The following is a 16,682-nucleotide window of genomic DNA, read 5'->3' on the forward strand; positions in this document are numbered from 1 at the left end:
AGGTCCACTTCAGCCAGCCGGTCGGCGTGCTCGTCGCGGCCGCGCGGCCGGCTGCCGCCCAGCGGCCGGATCAGCGCCTTCCCGCCCGACAAGGTCAAGCACGGCTCCCCCGACGCGCCGACCGCCTCGAACCGCGGCCCGGCGCACCAGGAATGGTACGGCGACGGGTTGATCGCTGTCAGCCGCTCGTAGACCCGCAGTCCGTCCACAGTGGCCGGTGCGTCCAGGCGTTCGACAGCACGAGCTGGAAGACGTCGACGTCGAGGATGTGCTGCCGGGCCACCTGCTCGGCCGCCGTGCGGGCGGCGGCGGGGGTCGTGCCGCGCCCGATCACCCGGCCCACGGCGAACCGGACCAGCACCTCGGGCAGGAAGAACTCGTACACCGGCCGGTCGGTCGCCGGGTGACGGCTCGGCGGCCGCTCGGAGCCCGTGCGCGGCGTCCTGACCGGGTTTGCCCGGTTCGGGGCCGGGTAGCCGGGCGCCATGACCGAAGCCCACACCCGGCCCCGGCGGAGCACCGCCCGGGCCGCCGCCCTGCTGTTCGGGATCGCGTTCCTGCTCGTCGGGGTGCTCGGGTTCATCCCGGGGATCACCGCGGACTACGGCGCGCTGAAGTTCGCCGGGCACGAGTCGGGCGCGCAGCTGTTCGGCGTGTTCACCGTGTCGGTGCTGCACAATCTGGTCCACCTGCTGTTCGGCGTGCTGGGCGTGCTGGCCGCACGCGCCAACGGCAGTTCGCGGGCGTTCCTGATGATCGGCGGCGGGATCTACGTCCTGCTGTGGGTGTTCGGGCTCGCGATGGACCACGATAGCCCGGCCAACTTCCTCCCGATGGACAACGCCGACGACTGGCTGCACCTCGGCCTGGGCGTGGCGATGATCGCCGCGGGCATCGCCACGGCGGCGGCCGACCGGGCCCGCGGCCAGTACCCGGAGCCGGAGAAGCAGCGGGGCCGCTGACCTCAGGGCTTGCGGCCCACCCCGGTCGAGACCTCGTGCAGCCGGTGCCGGTCCGGGGCCAGCGGGGCCGTGTCCGCGCCGGCGCCCTCGCGCAGCCCCGCGAGGAACTCCTTCAGCGTGGCCGCGGCGTCCCGGCCCGGCTGCCAGTCCAATTCGGACTCCGCACGGCTCGTGTCCATCACCGGCAGCCGCATGACCGCGTCGAACAAGCCCGGTGACGCCGGGATGGCGTGCACGCGCCAGGCCGCGTCCACCGCCGCACGCACCACGCCCGCCGGAACCGGGATCGTGCGCGCACCCAGCAGGTCCGCCGCGAAGCGCGGGTCCACCACCGGGCCGGTCGCGATGTTGAACGCCCCGCGCACCGGCCGCGTCACCGCGCGGCGGACGGCGTCGGCCAGGTCGTCCGTGTGCACGATCTGGAACCGCAGGCCGCGGACGTCCGGGACCACCGGCACCAGGCCCGGCCGGACCAGCGAACCCGGGACGAACGGCCCCGCGAACAGGCGGCGCTGCTCCGTCGCGGCAGTGCGCTGGAAGACGAACCCCGGCCGCATCCGGACGACCTCGAGCTTCGGGTGCCGGGCCTCGAACGCGTCGAGGTACCGCTCCAGATAGGCCTTTTCACGCGTGTACGCCGCGCCGGGCCAGCCGTGCGTCGGCCAGTCCTCCGTCACCGGCTCGTCGTCCTCCCGCGGCGAGTACGCCCCGATCGACGACGTGTAGACGAGCTTGGGCACGCCCGCCGTGGCCGCCGCCTCGAACACCCGCATCGAGCCCAGGACGTTCGCCCGCCAGGTGCGTTCGGGACGGCGGGTGGGCTGGAACAGCCACGCCAGGTGCACGACGGCGTCGGCGCCGCGCAAGTGCGGCACGAGGTCGTCGCGTTCGACGTCGGCCGTGACGACGCCCTCCGCCGGGCGCCTCGCCAGCTTGACGATGGTTTCGACCTGCGGGTCCGCGCCGAGCGCGCGCACGACCCCGGTCCCGATGTTGCCGGTCGCTCCGGTCACCACGATGCGCATCCGGGCCGGTTACCCGGGGTCGGGGCGGACAATCCTGCTATCTTCGAAGGGAAGATCCTTCGTGAGGAGCGCAGTCGTGGCAGGTGACGTCGACATCTCCGGGTAGCCCCGGAGTCCGCAGGCCCCCGGCCGTGCCGGTGCGGGCCGCCGTCGACGTCCCCTTTTCCGCATTCACTCCATCGAGGTCTTCGCCATGTCCGAAATCGTGCTGTCCGGCCTGTCGTTCTCCTGGCCGGACGACACCCCCGTCTTCGACCGCCTGTCCGCCACCTTCGCCGGTGGCCGCACCGGTCTCGTCGCCCCGAACGGCTCCGGCAAGACGACGCTGCTCAAGCTCGTCGCCGGCGTCCTGAAGCCCGCCGCCGGCAGCGTCACCGCCGACGGCGTGCTCGGCTACCTCCCGCAGGACCTGCCGCTGAGCGGGGAGCCGTCGGTCGCCGAAATCCTCGGCGTGGCACCGGTTCTCCGTGCCATCGCCGCCGTCGAGTCCGGCGACGTCGACGAAACGCACTTCACCACCATCGGCACCGACTGGGACATCGAGGAACGCACCCGCGCCCAGCTCGACCGGCTCGGCCTCGACGGCATCGGGCTCGACCGCACGCTGAGCACCCTCAGCGGCGGTCAGATCGTTTCACTGGGCCTCGCCGCGCAACTGCTGAAGCGCCCCGACGTGTTGCTGCTCGACGAACCCACCAACAACCTCGACGCCGAAGCCCGCCACAAGCTGTACGCCGTGCTCGACGACTGGTCCGGCTGCCTGCTCGTGGTCAGCCACGACCGCGCGCTGCTCGACCGGATGGACCGGATCGCCGAGCTCCACGGCGGCGAAATCCGGTTCCACGGCGGCAACTTCACCGCTTACGAAGAAGCCGTCCGGTCCGCCCGCGAAGTCGCCGAGAAGAACATCCGCAGCGCCGAGCAGGAGGGCAAGCGCGAGAAGCGGGAGATGCAGCAGGCCCGCGAGCGCGCGGCCCGCCGGGCGAGCACGGCGTCGCGCACCCTCGGCAACGCCGGGCTGCCCAGGATCTTCGCCGGCACGATGAAGCGCAACGCGCAGGAATCGGCGGGCAGGGCGGACGGCACGCACGCCGCCCGCGTCGGCGCCGCGAAGGCCAAGCTCGACCAGGCCGAACGCGAGCTGCGCACCGAACAGAAGATCAGCCTGGAACTGCCGCAGACGGTGGTCCCGGCGGGCCGGACGCTCTTCCTCGGCGAAGGCCTGCGGGTGCGCGGGCTCTTCGGCAACGGCGTCGACCTGGCGATCCGCGGTCCCGAGCGGATCGCCCTCACCGGCCCCAACGGCGCCGGGAAGTCGACGCTGCTGCGGCTGGTGCACGGCGACCTCGAGCCCGACAGCGGCACGCTCACCCGCGCCGAGGGCCGGATCGCCTTCCTGGCCCAGCGCCTGGACCTGCTGGACGACGACCGCAGCGTCGCCGAAAACCTGGCGGCGGCCGCCCCGGCGCTGCCGGCCGACCGGCGGATGAACCTGCTGGCGCGCTTCCTGTTCCGCGGCAACCGGGTGCACCTGCCGGTCGGCGTCCTCTCCGGCGGGGAACGGCTGCGGGCCACGCTCGCCTGCGTCCTGTTCGCCGAACCGGCGCCCCAGCTGCTGTTGCTGGACGAGCCGACGAACAACCTGGACCTGGTCAGCACCGCCCAGCTGGAGAGCGCGCTGACGGCGTTCCGCGGCGCGTTCGTGGTGGTGAGCCACGACGAACGCTTCCTCGACGCGATCGGCGTCGACCGGTGGCTGCGGCTCGAAAACGGTGACGTACACGGGTGACGTCGGGCGACGGTCGCCGCGGTCACTCCGGGATTTCTAGCGTGGTGAAGTCACCCGCTGAAAGACATCCCAGGAGTTTGAATGTCAAGCTGCGGCCGAGTTGATGTGATGCGGCCAGGCGGTTGTCTCGTCGTAGCGGGTGCGGGTTTTGAGGCAGCCGTGCAGGATGCCGACGAGCCGGTTGGCCAGTTGGCGCAGGGCAGCGTTGTGGCTGGATCCGCGGGCGCGTTGGCGGTCGTAGTAGGCGCGGGCGCCGGGGGAGGCTTGCAGCGCGGTGAAGGCCTGGGCCAGCAGGGCGTCGATGAGCCGGTCGTTGTGGATGAACCGGGCCAGGGCGACCTTCTTCTTGCCGGAGGCACGGGTGATGGGGGATGTGCCGGCGTAGTTCTTGCGGGCCTTCGCGGTGGCGTAGCGGTGCGGGTCGTCCCCGAATTCGGCGAGCACCCGGGCACCGAGCACCGCTCCCAGCCCGGGCTGGGAGGCGATGATCTCAGCGGCCGGGTGCTGCCCAAAATAGGCCTCCACCTGCCCCTGCAGCGTCGTGACCTGGGTATTGAGCACGGTCAGCACCGCGATCAGCGCCTGGATCGAGGCGGCGTAGGCAGAGGCCACGATCTCGGGCTGGCCCAGCTGCTCGGCGCGCAGGGCGGCTTGGATGGCGGCGGCCTTGCCGGTGATGTCGCGGCGGCGGGCACGTTTGAGCGCGGCACTGATCTGCGCGAGGCTCAACCGGGCGGCCTGGGCCGGTGTGGGGGCCTTCGCCAGCAATTCCAGGGTGTCGGCGGCGTCGAGGTCGTCGAAGGCGACCAGCGCGGCAGGAAAGTAGTCCCGCAGCGCATACCGCAGCCGCTGAGTGTGCCGGGTGCGTTCCCAGATCAGCGTTTTGTGGATACGGGCAACGACCTTGATCGCCTCGGCCTGGGCACTGTCCCCGGCCACCGGCCGCAGTTCGTGTGCGTGGGTGCGGACCATGTCGGCCAGCACGTGCGCGTCACCAGCATCACTCTTCGCGCCGGAAACCCCCAGCCGGTCGCGGAAACGCGCGGCCTGAACCGGATTGACCGCCAGCACCGTGTAGTCGGCCGCGACCAGCGCAGCCACCCAAGGACCCCGGTCGGTCTCGATCCCGATCACCACCTCCACCTCGTCGTCGGGAGCCTCGCCGACCGCATCGCCGATCATCGTGTGCAGCCGGGCCATCCCCGTCACACCCTCGGGCAGCCGGGCCCTGGCCAGCCGCCGCCCCGAGCCGTCCATCAGCTCGATGTCGTGATGGTCCTCGGCCCAGTCATCTCCCACGAACAGCCGCAACGGTCCTCCCGTCCTCGAAGCCGATCACCGTGCACAGCCGGCGGGAGAACCATCAGCGACCTAATCAAGCAGTGCTCACACCAACCGGTGGGCACGACATCCCAGCAGCGATCAACTCTCCCGGCCCACCGGCAGGGGCACTGTCTTTCAGCAGGACTCACGGATCCAGGAACACCGAGTGCTCACCCACCGGCCAGCTACCACCAGGAGTGTGCCCGACAGCCCACTCCCAGAACTGATTAGGAACAACATGTCCGAAGTGACCTACACCGCCGTCGCCACCTCCACCGCGGAGGGCCGCAACGGCGGCCGCGCGACCTCCGACGACGGTGCGCTCGACGTCACCCTCGCCGTGCCCAAGGCCTTCGGCGGCGCGGGCGACGGCACCAACCCGGAGCAGCTGTTCGCGGCGGGTTGGGCGTCCTGCTTCGTCGGGGCCGTGCGCCGGGTCGCGGGCGCGAAGAAGGTGCCGCTGAACGACCTCGCCGTGGTCGCCGAGGTGACCCTGCACCACGACACCGAGGCGGGCGAGTTCCGGCTCAGCGCCGTGCTGCACCTGGAGGCGACGGGCATCGACCAGGCCACGGCCGACGACCTGGTGCAGGGCGCGCACCAGGTGTGCCCGTATTCGAAGGCCACCCGCGGCAACATCGAGGTCACCCTCGACGCGACGGTCGCCTGATGAAGCGCGCACTCACCGCCCTGGCGGCCGCGGCGGTCGCCGGGGCGGGTGTGCTCACCGCCGCCTCCCCGGGGTCCGCCGAGGTCGCCGCGCGGCCGAAGCCGACGGTCGTGCTGGTGCACGGCGCGTTCGAGGACGCGTCCGCGTGGACGCCGGTCACCCGGCGGCTGCTGGCCGAGCACTACCCGGTTATCGCGCCCGCGGTTCCGCTGCGCGGGGTCGCCGCCGACGTCGCTTCGCTGCAGGGGGTGCTGGACGCGGTGCCCGGCCCGAAAATCCTCGTCGGGCACTCCTACGGCGGCCTGCTGATCAGCGAGCTGGCGGGCCGGACGGCCGACGTGCGGGCCCTGGTCTACGCGGCGGCGTTCATCCCGGAGGCCGGTGAGACGGCCGGGCAGCTGAACGCGCAGTTCCCCGGGTCGCTCATCGGGCCGGCCACGACGCACGCGGTGGGCCCGGAGCTGTTCGTGAACGCGGCGAGCTACCCCGCGCTGTTCGCCGCCGGACTCCCGGAACTCGACACGGCCGTCGCGGCGGCGGGCCAGCGTCCGATCCTGGCCGCGGCCTTCGACGAGAAGATCACCGCGACGGCGCCGGCGGGCATCCGGAAGTACGCCCTGGTGGCGACCCGCGACCAGGCGATTCCCCCGGCGGCGGAACGCTTCGAGGCCCGGCGCGCGCACGCGTCGATCACCGAGGTCGACTCGCCACACGCGATCGCTTCGGCGGCCCCCGGCGCCGTGGTCGACGCGATCCACCGAGCAACGCGTTAAGCAGTCTCCCGCGGCTTGTCGTGAGTGTTTAGGCGGGTTAGAACCCAATGCCGCTTAGCTTAAGTTGATGTTGTGCTGGTCGGTGTGGTGCTTCTGGCGGTGTCGGTTGGCTGGTTAGTGTCGCTGCCGTGAGCGGGATTGGTGGCGGGTGGGCGGACTCGATGTCGGTGGGGGTGCTGGCCACGGCGGTGCCACGGGACGCGGTGGACACTGCGATCGCGGTGACCCGCCGGGGCGCGAAGCGCTCCGGCGGGAAACTGCCCCCGCACGTGATGGTGTACTACGCGATGGCGCTGTCGTTGTTCGCCGACGACGATTACGAAGAGGTCATGACCCGCCTCGCCGGCACGCTGGCCTCGTGGGGATGCTGGGATCCGGGCTGGGACATTCCCACCACAGGCGGGATCACCCAGGCCCGCCAGCGGCTGGGCGCCGAGCCGCTGGCGGAGGTGTTCGACACGGTCGCGGTCCCGGTAGCCGATGAGCTGACCCAGGGCGCGTTTCTGGGGCCATGGCGGCTGATGAGCATCGACGGATTCGAGTGGGACGCCCCCGACACCGACGCCAACGTCGCCGAGTTCGGGTATTCCGGCGGCACCGGCGAGAAAGCATCCGCGTTTGCAAAGGTTCGGGTACTGACCATCGCCGAGTGCGCCTCCCACGCAGTCGTGGCCACCCGGATCGGCGGGCGCGGGACCGGCGGGAAGCGCCAGGGCGAACAGACCCTGGCCCGCCGGCTCTGGCCCGCACTGGCCGAGGACTGGCTGCTGATCGCCGATTCCGGTTTCTACAGCTACCAGGACTGGAGCAAGGCGGCCGCCACCGGCGCGGCCCTGCTCTGGCGGCTGCCCGCCACGGTGAAGACCCCGAAGCTGATGGATCTGGACGACGGATCCTACCTGTCGGTACTGATCAACAAGACCGTGCGCAGCACCACCCGCCGCGCCGAGATCCTGCAGACCGCCCGCGACGGCGGTGACCTCGACCCCGCCGAGGCGACCGTGGTGCGCGTGATCGAGTACACCGTGCCCGACCGCGGACCCGACCCGGACGAGGTGATCCGCGTGATCACCACCATCGGCGATCCCGCCGACGCCCCGGCCGAGATACTCGCCCAGGCCTACCACCAGCGCTGGGAGCACGAGACCGGCAACGACCAGCTCAAAACCCACCTCCGCGGCCCCGGCCGGGTCCTGCGATCGAAAAGCCCGGACATGATCCGCCAGGAAATGGGTCTGCCCAGGGTCTGGTTGACACCTCACCTGTGAGGCTTCAGCCTCACCTGGAAGGATGTCACCGTGCCCAAGCCCTACCCCCGCGAGTTCCGTGACGACGTCATCGCCGTGGCCCGTCGCGGCGAGGCCCCGTTGAAGCAGGTCGCCAAAGACTTCGGGATCTCCGAATCGTGCCTGGCCAACTGGCTGCGCTCGGCCGACGTCGAGGACGGCGCGCGGCCCGGCGTAACCCGGGACGAGTCCGCCGAGCTGCGGGAACTGCGGAAGCGGAACCGGCTGCTGGAGCAGGAGAACGAGGTCCTGCGCAAGGCCGCAGCCTATCTCGCGCAGGGCAACCTGCCGGGAAAATAGCGTTCCCGCTCGTCCGTGAACTGGCCGCGGCCGGCGCCCCCGTGCGGGTGCCGGTCGCGGTGACGTGCAGGGTGCTGGGGTTCTCCCGGCAGGCCTACTACCAGTGGTGTTCGTCCCCGGTCTCGCAGCGCGACTTCGACGACGCGCATCTGATCAACGCCGCCCTGAAGATCCATGCCGATGACCCGGCGGACGGGTACCGGTTCATCGCCGACGAGCTCGCCCGACAGGGCTTCGCCGCGTCGGAGAACCGGGTGTGGCGGATCTGCTCGATGCAGCAGATCTTCTCGCTGCACGCCAAGAAGAAAGGCCGTACACGTCAGGCGGGGCCGCCGGTGCACGACGACCTCGTCCGCCGCGACTTCACCGCCGCCGCACCGAACACCAAGTGGCTGACCGACATCACCGAGCATCCCACCGGCGAGGGCAAGCTGTATCTCTGCGCGGTCAAGGACTGCTACTCCAACAAGATCGTCGGGTACTCCATCGCCGACCACATGCGAGCCTCACTCGCCGTTGGCGCGCTGCGCAACGCCATCGCACTGCGCGAGCCACACGGCGTCGTGGTCCACTCCGACCGCGGAGCCCAATTCCGATCAGCGGCCTACCGGCGCCTGCTGCACGCTCATGGGCTGACCGGGTCGATGGGGCGGGTCGGTGCGTGCGGTGACAATGCCGCGATGGAATCGTTCTTTTCATTGCTGCAAAAGAACGTTCTCGATACCCGGCGGTGGCGCACCCGGGAGGAGCTCCGGTTGGCGATCGTGTCCTGGATCGAGACGAAATACCACCGCAAACGCCGGCAACGCGCCCTGGGCAAGCTCACCCCAGTCGAGTTTGAGACCATCTACACAGCCGCAGCAGCGGCCTGAAAATAGTCAGCTCCGGTGTCAACCGAAGTCTGGGCAGCCCCCCCGCCACCATCACCCTCACCACCGCCGCATGATCAACACAAGCTAAGTGGCATTGGGTTAGAACCCGCCTAAACACTCACGAGCGTCAGAGGTGGGCGGCGTCGATGATCGCCTGGGCGAACGGCCGGGGTGCTTCCTGCGGCACGTTGTGGCCGATGCCGTCGTAGATCCGGTGTTCGTACTTGCCGGTGAACTTCGCGCGGTAGGCCGTGCCGTCCTTGGCCGCGCCGTCGAAGTCGCTGCCGATCGTGATCGACGGGACGCCGATGGTCGCGCCGGCCGCCAGTTTGCGTTCGTACGCCTCGTACTGCGGCTCGCCCGGGGCGAGGCTCAGGCGCCAGCGGTAGTTGTGGATGACGATGGCGACGTGGTCCGGGTTGTCGAACGCCGCCGCGCTGCGGTCGTACGTCGCGTCGTCGAAGTTCCAGGCCGGGGACGCGGTCTTCCAGATCAGCTTGTTGAAGTCGTGGCGGTTGGCCGCGTAGCCGGCGCGGCCGCGCTCGGTCGCGAAGTAGTACTGGTACCACCAGCCCAGCTCCGCGGCTGGGGCCAGCGGCTGCTGGTTCGCCGCCAGGTTGGTGACGATGTACCCGCTCACCGCCACGATCGCCTGGCAGCGTTCCGGCCACAGCGCGGCGATGATGTCGACGGTCCGGCCGCCCCAGTCGTAGCCGCCGAAGACGGCCTTGCCGATCTTGAGCGTGTCCAGCAGGGCGATGACGTCGAGCGCCACGGCCGTCTGCTGGCCGTTGCGGACCGTCTCGGCGGACTTGAACGCCGTCGGGCCGTATCCGCGCAGGTAGGGGACGATGACCCGGTAGCCGGCGCCGGCCAGGATCGGGGCGACGTCGACGTAGCTGTGCGGGTCGTACGGCCAGCCGTGCAGCAGCACGACCGGCTGCCCGGTCGCCGGCCCGAACTCGTGGTAGGCCATGGTGAGCGCCCCGGCGTCGGCCTGCCTGACCGGCCCGAGCGAGGTGTGCTCCCCGGACCCGGCCCGCAGGTCGGGTGCCGCGGCGGGCGCGACGGCGGAGGTACCGGACGAGCAGGCCGCCAAGGACGTCGCCGCGAGCCCGGCCGCGAACGCCTGCCCGAACCTTCTCCTGCTGATCATCTGCTGCTCCTGTGCGAAAGACCGTGGGACTTTCACGACGTTAGGAGCAGGTTGGTGACCCTCGCGCCCGTCAGGTGACGCAGCCGGTGTACGTCATCCTTCGAGGGTCTTCAGCATCCCGGCGAGGTCGGCGCGGGAGCTTACGCCCAGCTTGGGGAAGATCCGGTGCAGGTGGGTGCCGACGGTCCGGTGCGAAAGGTACAGCCGCTGCCCGATCTCCCGGTTCGTCAGCCCCTCCGCGGCGAGCTGGGCGATGCTGAGCTCGTGCGGGGTCAGCTTGTCCCGGGCGTCCGGGCTGCGGTTCGGGCTCGACTCGCCCGCGCTGCGCAGCTCGCGGCGGGCCCGGTCGGCCCAGGCGGCCATGCCGAGCGCGTCGAACGTCTTGCGGGCGGTACGCAGGTGCGTCCGCGATTCGACGACCCGCCGCTGCCGCCGCAGCCACTCGCCGAAGGCCAGGTGGACGCGGCCGCGTTCGGCGGGCCAGCCGGCGAGGTCGGCGTCGAGGGCTTCGGCGAACCGTTCGTCGCCGGGGTCGAGCACGGCCCGCGCGTACCGGAGGCCGATGTGCAACGCGGGTGACGGCGTGTCGAGGCGCTCGAGTTCGGCCACGACGTCCCGCAGCTCGCCGGTCCGCCCAGCCCGGACCGCGGCCTCGGTGAGCTCCGCGACGCAGTACGCGCGCAGCGCCAGCTGGTAGGCGGGGTCGGCCGGGTCGAGCAGCCGGCGCAGGTCGGCGAAGGCGTCCTCGAACCGGCCTTCGCTCAGGTTGGTCAGCCCGCGGGTGAGCTGCACGGTGGCCAGGACGGGCCGGGCACCGGCCGCGAGCCCGGCGCGCTCGGCTTCGTCGGCGAGGGTCTTGGCCTGCTTGTGGTCGCCGCGCAGGGCGGCGATTTCGGCCTGGACGGCCGTGGCCAGCCCGGCCATGAACGGCTGTCCGGTCTCCCGGGCGAACCGCGCCGCCTCCGCCGCGGCGGGCACGGCCCCGGCGAGGTCACCCAGCCGGACGCGGCTCCACGCCTGGACGGCCAGCGCCCGCGGCAGCAGCCCGAGCCGGCCCTGGGCCCGCAGCCCGGGGGCCGCGGCGGCGGAGAACCGGGCGGCGAGGTCGAAGGCGCCGACCTGCAGCGCGGCGCTGCCCAGGTACCGGTCGACCTCGGGATCGGCGCCGGTCCTGGCGACCAGCTCGCGCAGGTGGGCCAGGACGGCTTCGCCGCGTTCGAAAGGAGCGACGTAGGCGGTGACGGCGACGATCCGCGGGTCGTGCTTCGGGATGGGCAGCCGATCGGCGACGTCCAGGAGGTCTCCCCGCGCTTGCGGGCCGGGCTCGGTCCAGAAGCAGCGCATCGCGGCGCTCCAGAGGATCCGCATGGCGGCGTCGTGGTGCCCGTCGTCCGCGACGGAGGCGGCGGTCCGGGCCAGTTCGGCGACGCGGGCCGGGTCTTCGCGGACGCCGTCTTCGAACTCGCTGAGCAACCGGCCGGCGGTGGCCCGGCGGCGGGGATCGGCGGGGCTTGCCGCGTGCACCAGGCGTTCGGCGGTCTCCCGACGGCCGGACTCGACGGCCAGTTCGGCGGCCAGCAGCAGCCGATCGGCCCGGCGGTCCGGCTGGTCGCTGAGCCGCGCGGCCTGTTCGAGGGCGGCGATGGCGGCGGCGGCCCCACCGCGGAACCGGGCGCGTTCGGCGGTCCGTTCCAGTTCGGCGGCGACGGTCTCGTCGGGCCCGGCGGTGGCGGCGGCCCGGTGCCAGGCACGCCGGTCGGGCTGGTCGCGGAGGACCCGGCCGAGGGCGAGGTGCGCGTTCCGGCGGTCGAGCGGGGTGGCCGAGGCGGGGATGGCGGACCGCATGAGGGGGTGCCGGAAGGTGACGGCCCCGGCGGACAGCTCGATCAGCCGCGCTTCGACGGCGGGCGCGAGGATCTCGGGATCGGCGGAGACGTCCAGCAGGGCGCTCGTCGCGTCCAGGGTCTCTGTCAACGATGTCGTCTCGTTCAGCGCCGCCACCAGCAACGCCGTGCGCGTCACCTCCGGCAGTGCCGCCACCCGGGCCGTGAACGTGCGCTCCAGCCGCTCCGTCAGCGGCAGCACCGGATCCAGCCCGTCGAGCGAGGCCACCGCCGAGGGCAGCTCCGTCAACGCCAGCGGCAATCCCGCCGCCTCCGCGAGCAACCGCGTCCGGACCGCCGGGGCCAGCCTCGGCGCGACCGAATCGAGCAGCGAGGCCGCCGCGTCCGGGGGCAGCCGGTCCAGCGCCATCGGCGCCAGGCCCGCGTCCGCCAACGGGGACTCGAACCCGTCGCGCAGGGTCGCCACCAGGACGATCGGCTCGGTCTCGATCCGCCGCGCCACGAACGCCAGCGCGTCCGCGCTCGCCCGGTCCAGCCAATGCGCGTCCTCCGCCACCAGCAGCAGCGGCTTCACCGCCGCCTCCTCGGCCAGCAGCGTCAGCGCCGCCAGCCCGACCAGGTACGCACTCGGCTCCGCGCCGGCCGCCAGGCCCAACGCCGTCTGCAGGGCGTCGCGCTGCGGCTCGGGCAGCTCCGCGACGCCGGCCCGGACCGGGTACAGCAGCTGGTGCAGCCCGGCGTAGGCGAGGTTCCGCTCCGCCTCCGCTCCGGTCGTGCGCAGCACCCGCAGCCCCGCCACCGACGCCGCCGCGGCCGTCGACGCCACCAGCGCGGACTTCCCGATGCCCGCTTCGCCGCGGATCAGGACACCGCTGCGGTCCTCCGGGCCGTCGACGAGCTCGCCCAGCTCCTTCAGCTCGGTGTCCCGTCCGCACAGCGCCATGGAAACGACCTTACCCAACGCCCGTTTCCGCAGCTCACGGCCGAGTGACGTACGCCGGCAGCGTCATCCGACGGGCGCCGGGGCCGCGGCCGCGCCCCTACCGTTCCCCCGCAATGACCAGCGACCGGAGAGACCCATGCCGAGACACCCGATGAGAAGCCTCCTTCTCGCTGCCGCCGTGCCGCTCCTGCTGACCACCGTCACGCAGCCGGCCGCTTCGGCAGCAACCCCGACTTCGTGCGCCGCCGTCGCGGTGCCCGCGCCGCCGGGCGCCAAGATCGAATCTGTGCAGGCCGCGCCCCAGGCGTCGTACTGCCTGATCACCGTCACGCTCACCCACACCGGCGCGGACCACGTCAAGGTCGCCGTGGCCATGCCGGACACCGGCTGGAACGGCCGGCTCCAGGCCCTCGGCGGCAGTGCGTACGCCGCCGGCAACTTCGACGGGCTCCCGCAGGCGATCAAGGACGGCTACGCCGCCGTCACCACCGACGCGGGCGTCTCCCTCGACGGCCTCGACACGTCCTGGGCGCTGAAGGACGGCCACGTCGACCAGACGCTCCTGACCAACTTCGCCACCCGATCGGTGCACGAAGAAGCCGTGCTCGGCAAGGCCGTCACGCAGCGGCACTACCAGCGCCCGATCTCGTACTCCTACTGGACCGGCTGCTCGACCGGCGGCCGCCAGGGCTACTCCGAAGCCCAGAAATATCCCGGGGACTTCGACGGCATCCTGGCCAACGCCCCCGCCGTCGACTGGACGCAGTTCGCGGTCGCGACCCTCTGGCCGCAGGTCGTCATGAACCAGAGTCACGACTTTCTTAGCCCGTGCGTGCTTTCGGCGTTCCGCACGGCCGCGGTCCAGGCGTGCGACGCGCGCGACGGCGTGACGAACGGCATCGTCGACCGGCCGGACGAGTGCGGCTACGACCCGCGCAGCCTCGTCGGGACGAAGGTGGTCTGCGACGGCCGCGAGGTCACCGTCACGGCCGCGGACGCCGAGGTCGTCCGCAAGATCTGGGCCGGCCCGACCGACGAGCGCGGCCGCCGGCTGTGGGCGGGGCTGCCGAAGGGCGCGGACTTCACGTGGCTGGCCGGCACCCAGCCCGGTCCCGACGGCACGCTGACCGCGCCCGGCTTCCCGGTGGCCGTCAAGTGGGTGCAGTCGTTCCTGGAGAAGCAGGCCGACTTCGACACTTCGAAGCTCACGTACGCGCAGTTCGCGGCCCTGTTCCGCCAGTCGGTGCGTGAGTACGACGACGTCATCGGCACGTCGGACCCCGACCTGTCGGCGTTCCGCCGCGCCGGCGGCAAGCTGATCACCTTCGTCGGTGCGAACGACCAGCTGATCCCGCCGGGCGGCACGCTGTCCTACCGCACCCAGGTCGAACGGACGATGGGCGGCCCGCGGCGGGTGAACGACTTCTACCGGTTGTTCCTCGCGCCGGGTGTCGAGCACTGCTTCGGCGGTGGTGGCCCGGAGCCGACGAACGCGCTGGGTGCGCTGGTCGACTGGGTCGAGCACGGCAAGGCGCCGGCCACGCTGGCGGCGGCGTCCGCGGACGGCAAGACGCGCAACCTGTGCCCGTACCCGCGGGTTTCGCGCTACACCGGCGGTGACCCGGCCACGGCGTCGAGCTACCGCTGCCGCTGATCCCCGGTCCGCGAGCGCTTCCCCCGGCGCTCGCGGACCGCGGTCCTTCGTGGACGCGCTGGGTGTGGCGGCGAAATCCGGGTAACCGCGGACCATGGACATCGGCTTGCTGTACCCGACCCGCGACTGCGGCGAGGACGACTTCGCCGCTCTCTGCCGCCGGCTCGATCCCGCCCCCGGCCTCGACTTCGCCTATGTCGAAGGGGATCTGGACGGGCTCGACGCGGCCGACGCGGTGCGGGTGCTCGGGACACCCGAACACCTCATCGCCGCCGCCGACACCTTCCCGGCCGTTCCGGACGTCGTGAGCTGGGCGTGCTCCAGCTGCAGTTTCACCCACGGCCTCGACGGCGCCCGCGACCAGGCGCGAGCGCTCACCGGCCACCTCGGCGTCCCCGCGAGCAGCACGTCGCTGGCCTACCTCGCCGCCCTCGACCGGCTGGGCATCGACCGCGTCACGCTCGCTTCCGTCTACCGCCCGGACCTGACCGGCGCCTTCGCCGCCTTCCTCGCCGAGGCCGGCGTGACCACGGTGCACGCCGTCTCGGCCGACGCGGGCTCCGATCGCGCGCTCGCCGGCTGGGACGGACGCCGGATCACCGAGCTCGCCGTGGCGGCCGACCACCCGGACGCCGAGGCGGTGCTCGTCCCCGAGACCGCCCTGCACACCACGCCGCTGCTCGCCGAACTGGACGAACGGATGGGGAAACCCGTGCTCACGGCGACCGCGGTCACCGTGTGGGACGCCCTCGGCGGCGCGCCGGCGCAGGACGGACTCGGGACGTTGTTCAATGCCGGGCCGGGCCTCCGTCCGCCGAGCTCATCCGCTTCGTGAACCGGGCCGCCACGTCCCGCAGCTTGATGTTCGTGTGCTGGGACTCCACGATCAGCCGGTGCATCGCCGCGTCCTCGGTGACCCGGTGGATCAGCATCAGCATGCCCTTGGCCTGCTCGATCACCGCGCGCGTCTCCATCGCGTTGCGCAGCTCGTCCGCGAGTCTTCGCGCCTCGCGGTACCGGCGGGTCAACCGCAGCACCGTCTCCACGCACAACGTGAACAGCCGCAACACCTTCGTGTCGAACTCGTGGTAGCCGTGGGTCTCGAAACCGAACAGGGTGATCGCGCCCACCAGCGTGTCGTCCACCCGCAGCGGCACCGCCAGGTAGCTGCCCACGCCGAGTTCCTTGGCCGCGGCCACGAATTCGGGCCACTGGTCACCCGTTTCGGCGACGGCCACCCGCACGACTTCACCGGTCAGCGCCGCGAGCAGGCCCGGACCGTCGCCTGCCGCGTATTGGACGTCGTCGATGCGCCGGGCTCGCTCGTCGGTGAACGCCGCGGTCTGCGTCACTCCGTCGCGGACGACCATGATGCTGGCCAGGTCCGCGTCCGGGACGACCCGGACCGCCTCGCCGCAGACCGCGTCGAGCAGGCCCGGCGTGTCGGACATCGATTCGAGGACCCCGACGAGATCGGCCAGCACGGCGTTCAGCTCGTCGACCCGCTCCGCCATGCCGTCGCCAGTGGTCGGCAAGGCCCACCCCTCCCATGCGTCAAGCGGCGAGCACGGGATCGAGCTCGCCAGCAGCGTCAACAGAGACCACCGCTGGCGTTTCAACGGGTCCGGACGAATTCTACCGGCCGGGGGAGCCCGGTTTGGCGGAGGCCGCGCCGGGTAGCCGCCGAAGATGGACAATCCGGCTGTTGACGACGAGTTGTGGGCGGAGTTCCACCGGGTGGTGAACATGACCTCGCGCGAGCTGGAGGACTGGCTGCGCACCCGCGACGCGGGCCCGGAGACCGAGCCGCTCCCCGACGAAGCAGGCCCGCCGACCGGGCACCAGGTCCTGGCCGTCCTGCGCAAACGGCGGTCCGACGTGGACGACCACGACGCCGACGTGATGCGGAAGGTGGTCGACCGGGTGCTCTCGGAGCGCCGCGACGACCTGGAGCCGACGGCGGGCGAGGCCCACTGGCGCCACCGCCTGATGTCCCTCGGCCACGACCCGCTCAAACCAGCCTGACCCAAGCCGTCGTGAGTGGTAAGGCGGGTTAGAACCCGCCTTACCACTCACGACCCGGGG

Annotated in this window: 15 protein-coding genes and 1 pseudogene; 9 read left to right on the top strand and 7 right to left on the bottom strand. The window is 71.9% G+C overall.

What is annotated here, in order from left to right:
• Positions 1-50: 50 nt before the first annotated feature.
• Positions 51-209 (bottom strand): annotated as a pseudogene (locus ACFPLC_RS03530) (anthranilate synthase component I family protein); the annotation flags it as partial.
• Positions 179-487 (bottom strand): hypothetical protein, encoded by a 309-nt coding sequence (locus ACFPLC_RS03535; protein ID WP_378202254.1) that lies wholly within the window; start codon positions 485-487, stop codon positions 179-181. The pseudogene ACFPLC_RS03530 and the gene ACFPLC_RS03535, both read right to left, overlap by 31 nt.
• Here ACFPLC_RS03535 and ACFPLC_RS03540 point away from each other — a divergent pair.
• On the top strand, positions 486-962 hold the full coding sequence (locus tag ACFPLC_RS03540) for a DUF4383 domain-containing protein (RefSeq protein WP_378202257.1): 477 nt from the start codon (positions 486-488) through the stop codon (positions 960-962). The genes ACFPLC_RS03535 and ACFPLC_RS03540 overlap by 2 nt on opposite strands.
• A gap of 2 nt (positions 963-964) precedes the next feature.
• Here the strand turns inward: ACFPLC_RS03540 and ACFPLC_RS03545 are convergent, their stop codons facing one another.
• Positions 965-1,987, bottom strand: a complete 1,023-nt coding sequence (locus ACFPLC_RS03545) for an NAD-dependent epimerase/dehydratase family protein (RefSeq protein ID WP_378202260.1) — start codon at positions 1,985-1,987, stop codon at positions 965-967.
• A gap of 193 nt (positions 1,988-2,180) precedes the next feature.
• Here ACFPLC_RS03545 and ACFPLC_RS03550 point away from each other — a divergent pair, with 193 nt between their 5' ends.
• Positions 2,181-3,776: an ABC-F family ATP-binding cassette domain-containing protein gene (locus ACFPLC_RS03550; RefSeq protein ID WP_378202263.1), complete on the top strand. Its 1,596-nt coding sequence runs from the start codon at positions 2,181-2,183 to the stop codon at positions 3,774-3,776.
• Between the two features lie 84 nt (positions 3,777-3,860).
• Here ACFPLC_RS03550 and ACFPLC_RS03555 read toward each other — a convergent pair whose 3' ends face one another.
• Positions 3,861-5,087: an IS110 family RNA-guided transposase gene (locus ACFPLC_RS03555; RefSeq protein WP_446681650.1), complete on the bottom strand. Its 1,227-nt coding sequence runs from the start codon at positions 5,085-5,087 to the stop codon at positions 3,861-3,863.
• A gap of 250 nt (positions 5,088-5,337) precedes the next feature.
• On the opposite strand from ACFPLC_RS03555, the gene ACFPLC_RS03560 reads away from it, so the two are divergent.
• From ACFPLC_RS03560 to ACFPLC_RS03575, 4 genes are all read left to right on the top strand, one after another.
• The gene (locus tag ACFPLC_RS03560; protein WP_191314044.1) at positions 5,338-5,769 is read left to right on the top strand and encodes an organic hydroperoxide resistance protein; all 432 of its coding nucleotides are present in this window, start codon (positions 5,338-5,340) and stop codon (positions 5,767-5,769) included.
• A complete protein-coding gene (locus ACFPLC_RS03565; protein WP_378202266.1) occupies positions 5,769-6,542 on the top strand; it encodes an alpha/beta fold hydrolase in 774 nt (257 codons plus the stop codon). Before ACFPLC_RS03560 ends, ACFPLC_RS03565 begins: the two co-directional genes overlap by 1 nt.
• 128 nt (positions 6,543-6,670) lie before the next feature.
• A complete protein-coding gene (locus ACFPLC_RS03570; protein WP_378235690.1) occupies positions 6,671-7,810 on the top strand; it encodes an IS4 family transposase in 1,140 nt (379 codons plus the stop codon).
• Between the two features lie 30 nt (positions 7,811-7,840).
• A protein-coding gene (locus tag ACFPLC_RS03575) for an IS3 family transposase (protein ID WP_378208302.1) occupies positions 7,841-9,000 on the top strand; the annotation gives its coding sequence in 2 pieces (ribosomal slippage) (positions 7,841-8,119 and positions 8,122-9,000; 1,158 coding nt in all).
• 127 nt (positions 9,001-9,127) lie between these two features.
• Here the strand turns inward: ACFPLC_RS03575 and ACFPLC_RS03580 are convergent.
• Together ACFPLC_RS03580 and ACFPLC_RS03585 are read right to left on the bottom strand one after the other, a co-directional pair.
• Positions 9,128-10,156, bottom strand: a complete 1,029-nt coding sequence (locus ACFPLC_RS03580; RefSeq protein ID WP_378206674.1) for an alpha/beta fold hydrolase — start codon at positions 10,154-10,156, stop codon at positions 9,128-9,130.
• A gap of 93 nt (positions 10,157-10,249) precedes the next feature.
• A complete protein-coding gene (locus ACFPLC_RS03585) occupies positions 10,250-12,943 on the bottom strand; it encodes an ATP-binding protein (RefSeq protein WP_378206671.1) in 2,694 nt (897 codons plus the stop codon).
• A 151-nt stretch (positions 12,944-13,094) separates the two neighbouring features.
• Between ACFPLC_RS03585 and ACFPLC_RS03590 the strand changes: the two genes are divergently transcribed.
• Positions 13,095-14,597: a tannase/feruloyl esterase family alpha/beta hydrolase gene (locus ACFPLC_RS03590; protein WP_378206668.1), complete on the top strand. Its 1,503-nt coding sequence runs from the start codon at positions 13,095-13,097 to the stop codon at positions 14,595-14,597.
• 94 nt (positions 14,598-14,691) lie between these two features.
• Complete coding sequence (locus ACFPLC_RS03595) at positions 14,692-15,432, top strand: maleate cis-trans isomerase family protein (RefSeq protein WP_378206665.1); 741 nt, start codon at positions 14,692-14,694, stop codon at positions 15,430-15,432.
• Here the strand turns inward: ACFPLC_RS03595 and ACFPLC_RS03600 are convergent.
• Positions 15,386-16,111 (bottom strand): ANTAR domain-containing response regulator, encoded by a 726-nt coding sequence (locus tag ACFPLC_RS03600; protein WP_167385061.1) that lies wholly within the window; start codon positions 16,109-16,111, stop codon positions 15,386-15,388. The two genes, ACFPLC_RS03595 and ACFPLC_RS03600, sit on opposite strands and share 47 nt — an antisense overlap.
• 175 nt (positions 16,112-16,286) lie before the next feature.
• On the opposite strand from ACFPLC_RS03600, the gene ACFPLC_RS03605 reads away from it, so the two are divergent.
• On the top strand, positions 16,287-16,622 hold the full coding sequence (locus ACFPLC_RS03605) for a DUF3140 domain-containing protein (protein WP_378206662.1): 336 nt from the start codon (positions 16,287-16,289) through the stop codon (positions 16,620-16,622).
• Positions 16,623-16,682: the final 60 nt, after the last annotated feature.

Origin of the sequence: Amycolatopsis plumensis (genome assembly GCF_042652605.1) — a bacterium.
GTDB lineage: Bacteria > Actinomycetota > Actinomycetes > Mycobacteriales > Pseudonocardiaceae > Amycolatopsis > Amycolatopsis plumensis.

Bases quoted from the DNA above. Each gene is read 5' to 3' on its own strand.
- ACFPLC_RS03540 (WP_378202257.1), top strand. From the start codon at position 486: ATGACCGAAGCCCACACCCGGCCCCGGCGGAGCACCGCCCGGGCCGCC.
- ACFPLC_RS03535 (WP_378202254.1), bottom strand. From the start codon at position 487: ATGGCGCCCGGCTACCCGGCCCCGAACCGGGCAAACCCGGTCAGGACG.
- ACFPLC_RS03545 (WP_378202260.1), bottom strand. From the start codon at position 1,987: ATGCGCATCGTGGTGACCGGAGCGACCGGCAACATCGGGACCGGGGTC.
- ACFPLC_RS03550 (WP_378202263.1), top strand. From the start codon at position 2,181: ATGTCCGAAATCGTGCTGTCCGGCCTGTCGTTCTCCTGGCCGGACGAC.
- ACFPLC_RS03560 (WP_191314044.1), top strand. From the start codon at position 5,338: ATGTCCGAAGTGACCTACACCGCCGTCGCCACCTCCACCGCGGAGGGC.
- ACFPLC_RS03565 (WP_378202266.1), top strand. From the start codon at position 5,769: ATGAAGCGCGCACTCACCGCCCTGGCGGCCGCGGCGGTCGCCGGGGCG.
- ACFPLC_RS03580 (WP_378206674.1), bottom strand. From the start codon at position 10,156: ATGATCAGCAGGAGAAGGTTCGGGCAGGCGTTCGCGGCCGGGCTCGCG.
- ACFPLC_RS03585 (WP_378206671.1), bottom strand. From the start codon at position 12,943: ATGGCGCTGTGCGGACGGGACACCGAGCTGAAGGAGCTGGGCGAGCTC.
- ACFPLC_RS03590 (WP_378206668.1), top strand. From the start codon at position 13,095: ATGAGAAGCCTCCTTCTCGCTGCCGCCGTGCCGCTCCTGCTGACCACC.
- ACFPLC_RS03595 (WP_378206665.1), top strand. From the start codon at position 14,692: ATGGACATCGGCTTGCTGTACCCGACCCGCGACTGCGGCGAGGACGAC.
- ACFPLC_RS03600 (WP_167385061.1), bottom strand. From the start codon at position 16,111: ATGGCGGAGCGGGTCGACGAGCTGAACGCCGTGCTGGCCGATCTCGTC.
- ACFPLC_RS03605 (WP_378206662.1), top strand. From the start codon at position 16,287: ATGGACAATCCGGCTGTTGACGACGAGTTGTGGGCGGAGTTCCACCGG.